The sequence below is a fragment of the Rathayibacter sp. AY1A4 genome (assembly GCF_002930955.1).
Lineage (GTDB): Bacteria > Actinomycetota > Actinomycetes > Actinomycetales > Microbacteriaceae > Rathayibacter.
Genome location: NZ_PSTN01000017.1, coordinates 70,224 through 78,946, shown reverse-complemented (window position 1 = coordinate 78,946; position 8,723 = coordinate 70,224). Strand labels below are relative to the sequence as shown.

Genomic DNA, 8,723 nt, shown 5'->3' with positions numbered 1-8,723 from the left:
GGCCCGTGGGGGTGGTCCAGTCGGCCGATCCGTCGGGGTGGAGCGTGTAGGTCCAGCGGGCGCCGTGGCGGTCGTGGTGGCGGGGTCCGTGGTGGTGCCGGTCATGCGCGTGCCGCCCCGTAGACCTCGTAGGCCCCCGCGACTCCGCCGCCCACCGGCACGGAGGCGCCCGCGCGGCGCAGCACCGCCTCCAGCGCCGCCAGGGTGGTCAGCACCGCGTCCGTCCGGGCGTTGTAGCCCATCGTGCCGATGCGCCAGACCTTCCCGTGCAGCGGCCCGAAGGACGTGCCGATCTCGATGCCGAAGTCGGCGAGCATCTCCCCGCGCACCGCGTCACCGTTCACGCCCTGCGGGATGCGCACCGCGACGACGTTCGTCATCTTGTGCCCGACGTCGCCGAACACCTCGAGGTCGAGGCCGCGGACTCCGGCGAGCATCGCCGACCCGTGCAGCGCGTGGCGGGCGACCGTCTCGTCCAGGCCCTCCTCGACGACGATGCGGGCGCACTCGCGCGCGCCATAGAGCATCGTGGTCGCCTCGGTGTGGTGGTTGAGGCGGCGCGGCCCCCAGTAGTCGAAGACCATGCCGAGATCGAAGTAGTTGGAGCGGACGCGGCGGGCGCTGACGGTGTCGCCCTCGTCGCGGATCCCCGCCTCGATGCTTTTGCGCGACTCGATCACCGCGACGGCCTTCTCCGAGAAGGTGACGGGAGCCGATCCGGACGGGCCGCCCAGGCACTTCTGGAGCCCCGCGGTGACCGCGTCGAGCCCGAGCTCGTCGGTCGCGAAGGCGTTGCCCGCGAGGGAGGCGGTGACGTCGGTGTAGAAGAGGGCGCCGTGCTTCTCGCAGAGGGCGCCGAGCTCCTCCAGCGGCTGCGCCATGGTGGTCGACGTGTCGCCGTGGACCACGGCCAGCATCTTCGGCTTCACCCGGGCCAGGGCCTCGGCGATCGCCGAGACGGGGAAGACCTGCCCCCACTCGGCCTCGATCACGTGCACCTCCGCGCCGCAGCGCTCCGCGATCTCCCGGAGGAGGTGCCCGAACCGCCCGAAGACCGGCACGAGCACGCGGTCGCCCGGCTCCAGCATCGAGACCAGCGCCGCCTCGATGCCCGCACGGCTCGTGCCGTCGACGAGCATCGTCTTCTCGTTGCGGGTGCGGAATACCTGCCGGTACAGCTCCTGCGTCTCCGTCATCGTCGCCGTCATGAACGGGTCGTACTGCCCGACCAGCTGCGCCGACATCGCACGCAGGACGCGCGGATCCGCGTTGATCGGGCCCGGCCCCATCAGCAGGCGCGGCGGCGGATCGACGGGGAGGAACGGTGCGGGCGCGGTCATGGGCCACCTCTTCACGAGCGGGAGAGAAACAGTCGTTTCACCCGGAGAGCCTATGCGACGGACGTTTCGCCGGTGTTTCGCGGTGTGGCGGGGGTCGTCGGGGAGGGTCGCGAGACGCTGGTCGGCAGGAGGGCCGTGATGGAGGGAAGGGCCTCCGGACGGTGATCGAGGACCGGATCGTCGCCCTCACCTAGGCGTCGATCGCGATCATCTTCGGTGTGGTGTTCATCACTCAGAGCGAGCGGATCTCTGCGCGGGCCCGAGATCAGCTGCGGAAGCACGGGCAACGGGCCCGGCCTTCGGGGCAGTCGCCGTTCCTGACGGCCGCGGGCGGAGCTCTCCTCGTCGTCATCGGCGTCCTCGTGGTCCTGCTGACGGCGACGTCGGTCCTGTGCGGATCGTCCTGATCCGGTTGATCGGAACCGGCTCGACGTCCGCTGGTGCGGCGAGCCTCCTCCACAGGGCCGTCCGGCGAGCGGGTCCTCCCGATCGGACGCACCTGCGGCCCGCGTGTCGGTGGTCACTGGTTCAATACGGGTATGGCGGTCGGGATGCGGCAGGGACTCGAGGAGGTCCGCGCCCTCGGCGACCGCGCGGCGCTGCTCGCCCGCTCGGCGGCTCCGCTCCACCTCGCCTCCGCCGAGGCGCTGCACGAGGCGTACACGGCTGCTCTGCGTCGCCCGGAGGGGTTCGCCCGCGGCGGGTCTCCCGCCGAGTCGCGCGACCTCGTGGAGCGCTCCGTCCGGGCCGAGCTCGCCGTCGCACTCGCCGTGTCCGAGCGTGTGGCCGCGCGCGAGCTCGAGCACGCCCGCCTGCTGGTCGACCACCTGCCCTGCACGCGCGCCGCGCTGGCCGAGGCGCGGTTGCGCTGGGAGGCGGGGCAGATCATCTGCGGAGTCGCGGCCACCCTGCCGCCGGCCACCCTCCCGGAGTTCGACGAGCGCGCCGCGGGACTGGCCGCCTCGATGACGCCGACCCAGCTGCGGCGATGCCTCGCCCGGCTGCGGGACGAACTCCACGAGAGTCCTCTGGCCGACCGGCACGCCCGCGCTCGGGAGGACCGGTCTGTCCGGGTCTCGCCCGAGCAGGACGGCATGGCCACGCTCTGCGCGACCCTCCCCGCTCCGGCCGCTTTCGGTGCGCTCGCGCGGCTCGACCGGATCGCCCGCACCCTCCGCGACGGGAACGGCGACGGGAGCGGTGCAGCGGAGGAGCGCACGCTCGCGCAGCTGCGGGCCGACGCCCTGGTCGACCTGCTCTGCGACGGCGACGTGTCCGGCACGGCGCCGGGCGACGAGCGTCCGCGCACGTCCGCTCGCGGCATCCGGGCCGAGGTGCGTCTGACCCTCGCCGCGAGCACCGCGGCCGGGCAGGACGAGACCCCCGCGGAACTGGACGGCTACGGCCTCATCCCGGCCGGCGTCGCGCGCGAGCTCCTCGGAGCCGACTCGGCCGTCACCCCGGTGCTCACCCATCCGAGCACGGGCGCCGTGGTCTCCGTCGGACGCACGCACCGCCTCCCTCCCCCGCGGATGCGCCTCGCCCTCCAGCTGCGCGACCGGACATGCCGCTTCCCCGGCTGCACCCGGCCCGCGGCGACCGCCGAGGCCGACCACACGCTCGAGTGGCGTCACGGAGGCGCCACCGCCCTCGACAACCTGGCGTCGCTCTGCGTCGCCCACCACCACGTCCGCCACGGCGACCGCTGGACCTACACGCTCCACCCCGACGGATCGGCCGACTGGACCACCCCCACGGGCCGCCGCGTGGTCACCCGTCCACCCGATCCGCCCGCGCCGCCAGCCCCGCCGCGGCGCAGGCCGAGCTTCAGCGATGCGCCGCCACCGTTCTGACGGCGGAAGGAGCCGCGCTCCTGCGGGCATGCTCCAGCGCGTGCTCCAGCGGGCGTGCTCGTGCACGCCCGCTCGCGCCGCGCGGGTCCGATCCACCGGCCTGTCTCAGCCGAGGGCCGAGCCGTGGAAGACGGTCGTCCGACGCGCCCGCCGACGAACCGGTCGACCGAGCCCGCACTCGCTGCACCCGGGCTCGTTCCACCCTCCGGGCTCGGCGCCCCTGCTCACCGCTGAGATCGCACTCGAGGACAGCGGTCAGCGCAGCGACTCGGCCACGACGGCGCAGCTTCCGCCTCGGATCCACGACGAGGGACGGAGGGACGGAGGGACGGAGGGACGGAGGGAGAGAAAAAGAAAAAGAAAGAGAAAGAGAAAGAGAAAGAGAAAGAGAGAGGCGGCGAGCGGGAGAGCGGGTCACGGCGTCCGCCTCGATTCACGACGAGGGAGAGAACGAGCTCCGGGCGTGGCCCCCCTCAGAGCGTGCCGGCCAGCTCCAGCAGCGCGAGATCCGACCCCCGCGGTCCCACCAGGCAGAGCCCCACCGGAGCGCCGCCGACACTCGATCGCGGCACCGACAGCGCCGGATACCCGCCGATCCCGGCGACGCAGGTCAGGCCGAGCGTCGCCGTCCGCGCCGCGTCGATCGCCTCGGCCGACGCATCGAGGGCCGGCGCCACCGACGACGTCGAAGGCAGGAGGAGCACTCGCCCCTCGAGCGCACGGTCGAGCGCCTCCCGGAACCCCGCGACCCGCGCCCGCGCGGCCGTCTCCTCCTGCTCGTCGACGAGCGAGGCCGCGTCGAAGCGCGCCTGCACGTCCGCCGCCAGCACTCCCGGATGCGCCGCGACCCACGAGCCGCTCGACCGCCACGCCTCCGCCGCCTGCACGAGCCGGAACGCCTCGAGCATCTCCGCCACGGGGGGCAGCTCGACCTCGTCGGTGCTCATCCTCTCGACGGCCGATCCGAACGCCGCCCGGACGGCCGCGTCCACTCCGCCCAGCAGTGCCGGCGCCACCGCGAGACTCCGCACCGGCGAGCCGGACGGCAGGCAGACCTCGGCCACCCGCCTCAGCGTGCCGAGGTCCCGCGTCAGCCACCCGACGGTGTCGAAGCTCGGCGCCAGCGGCAGCAGCCCCTCGACGGGCACCGCACCGTGGGTCGTCCTCAGCCCCCACAGGCCCTGATAGGAGGCGGGTACCCGGATCGATCCCGCGGTGTCGGTCGCCAGCCCGACGGCGGCCTGCCCGAGCGACACGGCAGTCGCCGGTCCGCTCGACGATCCGCCCGGGATCGCTCCGGGCACGGCTGGATTGGGCGGCGTCCCGTAGCCGGAGTTCCGGCCGGCGATGCTGTACGCGAACTCGTCGGTCTGAGCGATCCCGCGCACCGACGCTCCCGCTGCGAGCAGCTGCGCGACGGCCGGAGCGGTCGCCGCCTCGATCGGCGCGGAAGCGAGGCGGGCCGGCACTCCCGCGCCGATCCGCTGGCCCTCGATCGCGAAGAGGTCCTTGACCGCGACGTCCAGTCCGTCGAGGGTCCCGGAGCCGGCGGCCGGCACGAGCGGCGCGCCGACGGCCCGCCAGACACGGGGGTCCAGCGCGGGCGAGGGCGCCTGCACCTGCGCGGCGCGCACCCGCCAGGTCCCGCCCTCGCGCGACCACAGCTGCGTGACGAGCCCGCGCCCGCCACGGGCCGGAGCGTTCACGCTCACCACGAGCGCCGTGCCCGCATCGACCGCCCTGACGTGCAGCTCCACCAGCTCCCGCACCGGCGCCCCGCCGCGACGACCCCGGAAGCCGGTGATCACCGCGTGGCCGACGAGCAGTCCGGAGGCGTCGCCCCGGAGCGTCGTCGGCGCGTCCACGAACGCGTCGGCGAGCGCCGCGACGTCGTCAGCCCCGAGCGCCGCCTCGTACGCCAGGACCGCGTCCACCAGCCCGTCCGGCAGGTCGCCCTCGAGCGTCGTCACCCGCGGGTCAGTCATCGAAGTCGGCCGTCCGGACGCGGGCGTGCACGCCCTTCACCAGGTCGACGACCTGCGAGATGTCGAAGTCGGTCGCCGCGCTGAGGTAGGCGTAGGCGTGAGCCGGGTCCATCCCGTAGCGGGCCGCCAGCAGCGCGATGGCCGCGCGAACGCACTTCTGCACGGCGACGTCCAGGTCCTCGTCCATCCCGGTGGGCACGAGGAACTCGCCGGTCTCCCCCATCGGCCCGAGCAGCTTCCCGAACGCCGCGAGCGCCTCGGCGCGCGGGACGACCTCCAGGCGCACCCGGACGCGCAGGCTCGCCTCCATCGCCGTCAGCGCCACCTCGCCGTCGCCCTGCGCGAAGTGGGGATCGCCGACGTACGCGAGCGCGCCCGGGACCTGCACGGGAAGGTAGAGGCTGGTTCCGGCGGTCAGCAGTGCGATGTCGATGTTGCCCCCGTGCGCACCGGGCGGCACCGAGTGCGGGCGCTCCTCCCCTGGGACGGCGACGCCCATGATCCCGAGGAACGGCCGGAGCGGGAACCGGGCGGCCCGCTCTCCTCCCGGCACCAGCGGGATGACGCCGCGGAGACCGCCCTGCGCGTCCTCGTCGACGCGCGCGAAGACGCTGAACGGCCCCTCCTGCAGCGGGTACTCGCCCGGCAGCGCCCCGCGGCCGTGCCGGTTCGAGACGACTCCGTACGGCACGCGCGGCTCGGCCTCGAGGAGGGTCATCCGGAGCAGGTCCCCCGGCAGCGCTCCCCGGACGGCGATCGGCCCCGTGACCACGTGCGGCCCGTCCGTCTCGCCGTCGCGGAACGGCCCGTCCGCGGCGAGCGCGACCGCGTCGCGCAGCACCCCCTCCGGAGCGACTCCGTGGCGGCCGAAGTAGGCGACCGGATCGCGGCCCTGATCCTCCAGCACGCCCTCGTGGCTGAGCGTGTCGATGACGACCTCGGCCCCCGAGTCGACGGTGAGCACGGGCGCGTCCGCCGCGCACGGCAGGCGCCCCCACAGCACCGACCCCGGCTCGGCCGGCAGGTAGTCGACCCCCGGCGGCACTCCCTCACCGGGCTGCACCGCCCACTCCGTCCACCGCATGCGCGTCCGCCTCCCGCGCGGCCCGTCCGCGCCGTCCGACCCTAACCGCGCCGTGTTTCGAGCATGTGCACGCGTGTGCCACGATTCTCCAGACCCGCCCCCGACGACAGGACTCCCGTGTTCCGACGCCTGCGCACCCGCTCCGAGGGCGCGACCCTCGGCCTGATGCTCGCCCTCACCTTCTCGACCGGCATCATCGACGCCGTCGGGTACCTCGGGCTCGACCGCGTCTTCGCCGGCAACATGACCGGCAACGTCGTCATCCTCGGCATGGCCCTCTCCGGCGCGGCCGACCTGCCCGTGGTCGGGCCCCTGATCGCGCTGGGCGCCTTCATGATCGGCGCCGTGATCGGCGGCCGGGTGCTCCGCCCGGTGAAGAAGGGCTGGACCTCGCGCTCGACCTGGCTCTTCGCGGTGGTCGGCATCCTGCTCGGCGTCCTGGCGATCGTGCTCGCGGTCGTGCCTGAGCACCCCGAGCCGCTCGCCTTCACCGTCACCGGCGTGCTGGGCGGGGCGATGGGCCTCCAGGCCGCGACCGCCCGCCACCTCGCCGTCAAGGACGTCACGACGGTCGTCGTGACCTCGACGATCACCGGCCTCGCCGCGGACTCCCGCCTGGCGGGAGGCTCCGGTCAGCCGTGGTTCCGCCGCGCGGCGGCGATCGTCCTGATCGCCGCGGGTGCCGGAGTCGGCGCGCTCGCCCTGCTGGTCGGACTCTGGCTCGGCCTGGCGATCGCCGCGGTCATCACGCTCGTCGCGACGCTGCTGGGCGAGCTCGTCGTCCACTCCCGGTACGCTCCGGCGCCCGCCGACGCCGCCGCCTGAGGCGGCGCCTCCCGGCGCGTCAGCGCGGCAGTTGCTGGCAGTGCGGGCAGAGGTGCGAGGAGCGGTTCATGAACGGCACCCGCACGATCGCCGCGCCGCACCGGGCGCACGGCTTCCCCGTCTGCCCGTAGGCGTGCAGGCTGTGCGAGAAGTAGCCGGAGGCACCGTTCACGTTCACGTACTGCGCATCGAAGCTGGTGCCGCCCTCGGCCAGCGCCCGCTCGAGCACCGAGCGGACCTCGGCGAAGAGGCGGCGGATGCGCGCCTCGCCGAGCGACGAGCTCGGCCGCTCCGGGTGCAGCTCCGCCGCCCACAGCGACTCGTCCGCGTAGATGTTCCCGATGCCGCTCACGAGCGTCTGGTCGAGCAGCGCCCGCTTGATCCCGCTGCTCCTCCTCGCCAGCGATGCGACGACCGAGCCCAGGTCGAAGGAGGGGTCGAGCGGATCGCGGGCGATGTGCGCGACCTGCGAGGGCACGGCGCGCAGCCAGCCGCCTCCGCGGGCCTCCTCGCCCGCGTAGCCGCCCGGCGCTCCGTCCGGGGTCGGCACCAGAGCGTCGACCGCCATCGAGCCGAAGATCCGCTGGTCGACGAAGTGCAGGGCGAGCTCGCCGTGCTCGGGGTGCTCGATCCCGATCCGGATGCGCGCCAGCCGCGGCAGCGCCGCATCCGCCGTGCGCAGCAGCACCTGACCGCTCATGCCGAGGTGCACCAGCAGCGCTTCGTCGCGGCCCGCGGGCAGCCAGAGGAACTTCCCGCGCCGCACCGCCGCTTCGAGCCGGCGCCCGACGAGCAGGCGCTCGAAGGTCCCGTGCGGATGCACGTGCCGCTTCAGCGAGCGCTCGTCGACGATCTCGACGCCGGTCACCAGCGAGCCGGTGACCGCGGGAGCGAGACCCGCCCGCACCACCTCGACCTCGGGCAGCTCGGGCACGGTCAGTCCGAGACCGCGGGAGCGGCGGGTGCGCCGGGGGCCGCCAGACGCGTCCACGCGTCGAGCGCGGCGGCCATCTCGGCCGCCTTCTTGCTCGTCCCCTCGCCGCGGGCCGTGACGAGTCCGCCGACGATCACGGTGGCGACGAACACCTTGTTGTGGTCGGGGCCGGTGGCGGCGATCTCGTAGCGCGGGGCCGGCGCACCGCGCTCGGCGGCCGCCTCCTGCAAGCTCGTCTTCGGATCCATCGAGACGCCGAAGCGGAGCGGATCGGCCCGCAGAGGGGCGATCAGGCGCAGCACCAGGTCGCGGGCCGCGTCGGGACCGGTGCCCAGGTAGACGGCGCCGATGATGGCCTCGACGGTGTCGGCGAGGATCGACGCCTTGTCGCGGCCGCCGGTCAGCTCCTCGCCGCGTCCGAGGCGGAGGAACTCGCCCAGGCCGATGCCGCGGGCGATCTCGGCGAGCGCGACGGTCGAGACGAGGCTCGCCCGGCGCTTGGCCAGGTCGCCCTCGCTGAGGGCGGGGTACTCGGTGTAGAGCATGACGGTCACGGCCTGCCCGAGGATCGAGTCGCCGAGGAACTCGAGGCGCTCGTTGTGCGGGATGCCGCCGTGCTCGAAAGCGAACGACCGGTGCGTCAGGGCGAGCTCGAAGAGCTCACCGTCGAGGCTCACGCCGAGCGTGGCCTCCAGACGCGAC

The 8,723-nt window shown here is 74.1% G+C and carries 7 protein-coding genes; 2 read left to right on the top strand and 5 right to left on the bottom strand.

What is annotated here, in order from left to right:
• Window positions 1-101: 101 nt before the first annotated feature.
• On the bottom strand, window positions 102-1,340 hold the full coding sequence (locus C5B92_RS11455) for an alanine--glyoxylate aminotransferase family protein (RefSeq protein ID WP_258061365.1): 1,239 nt from the start codon (window positions 1,338-1,340) through the stop codon (window positions 102-104).
• A gap of 551 nt (window positions 1,341-1,891) precedes the next feature.
• Here C5B92_RS11455 and C5B92_RS11445 point away from each other — a divergent pair.
• The gene (locus tag C5B92_RS11445) at window positions 1,892-3,193 is read left to right on the top strand and encodes an HNH endonuclease signature motif containing protein (protein ID WP_181028811.1); all 1,302 of its coding nucleotides are present in this window, start codon (window positions 1,892-1,894) and stop codon (window positions 3,191-3,193) included.
• Between the two features lie 473 nt (window positions 3,194-3,666).
• On the opposite strand, the gene C5B92_RS11440 is transcribed toward C5B92_RS11445, so the two are convergent.
• Window positions 3,667-5,178 (bottom strand): AtzH-like domain-containing protein, encoded by a 1,512-nt coding sequence (locus C5B92_RS11440; RefSeq protein ID WP_104255712.1) that lies wholly within the window; start codon window positions 5,176-5,178, stop codon window positions 3,667-3,669.
• On the bottom strand, window positions 5,171-6,262 hold the full coding sequence (locus C5B92_RS11435; protein WP_104350412.1) for an acetamidase/formamidase family protein: 1,092 nt from the start codon (window positions 6,260-6,262) through the stop codon (window positions 5,171-5,173). The genes C5B92_RS11440 and C5B92_RS11435 overlap by 8 nt, the downstream gene beginning before the upstream one ends.
• Window positions 6,263-6,379: 117 nt before the next feature.
• Between C5B92_RS11435 and C5B92_RS11430 the strand changes: the two genes are divergently transcribed.
• Window positions 6,380-7,087, top strand: coding sequence for a YoaK family protein (locus C5B92_RS11430; RefSeq protein WP_308470741.1), 708 nt, complete (start codon window positions 6,380-6,382; stop codon window positions 7,085-7,087).
• 19 nt (window positions 7,088-7,106) lie between these two features.
• Here the strand turns inward: C5B92_RS11430 and mutM are convergent, their stop codons facing one another.
• Window positions 7,107-8,021 carry a bifunctional DNA-formamidopyrimidine glycosylase/DNA-(apurinic or apyrimidinic site) lyase gene (gene mutM, locus C5B92_RS11425; RefSeq protein WP_104255744.1) on the bottom strand — a complete coding sequence of 305 codons (915 nt, stop codon included), beginning with the start codon at window positions 8,019-8,021 and terminating at the stop codon, window positions 7,107-7,109.
• A gap of 2 nt (window positions 8,022-8,023) precedes the next feature.
• Window positions 8,024-8,716 (bottom strand): ribonuclease III, encoded by a 693-nt coding sequence (gene rnc / locus C5B92_RS11420; RefSeq protein WP_258061366.1) that lies wholly within the window; start codon window positions 8,714-8,716, stop codon window positions 8,024-8,026.
• Between the last annotated feature and the right edge of the window lie 7 nt (window positions 8,717-8,723).